The following is a 499-nucleotide window of genomic DNA, read 5'->3' as shown; positions in this document are numbered from 1 at the left end:
TGCACGAACCTCTCCAACCATTTGGGATGTCCTCATTGCTATTGCTGGTGGGATTGCTGGTGTGATCGGTTCAAGGAAAAAAGAAGCAAACAATATCGTGCCAGGAGTAGCCATTGCTACAGCTTTGATGCCGCCTATCTGTACTGCTGGCTATGGTTTAGCTAATGGGAATGTACGATTTTTATTGGGGGCTCTCTATCTTTTCTTGATCAACTGTGTCTTTATCATGCTAATCAACATTGTTGGAACAAGAATTTTGATGAGAAAATCTCCTTTAACTTCATTTAAAGAGCTGAGCATTAAAATGAGAATTGGCTTGATTTCTTTGATTGTATTGTTGATTCTTCCAGCTAGCTATTCGGCAGTTACTCTGACAATAGAACAAGCGCGCAAAGAAGGGATCAAACAGTTTGTAGGAAAAGAGTTCGCCAATTATACGGTTATTAATCAAGTCTACAAGTCAAGTAACAATGAATTGGTCTTGACGGTTGTTGGAGAT

1 protein-coding gene is annotated in these 499 nt (G+C 39.7%); it reads left to right on the top strand.

The window, feature by feature from the left end:
• Positions 1-499, top strand: a 499-nt coding sequence (locus HMPREF2685_RS02655) for a DUF389 domain-containing protein (RefSeq protein ID WP_148130438.1), incomplete at both ends; no start/stop codon positions are given.

The sequence above is a fragment of the Streptococcus sp. HMSC074F05 genome (genome assembly GCF_001808725.1).
Lineage (GTDB): Bacteria > Bacillota > Bacilli > Lactobacillales > Streptococcaceae > Streptococcus > Streptococcus parasanguinis_I.
Note: the sequence above shows the minus strand (reverse complement) of the source record. Positions and strands in the feature narration are given on the sequence as shown.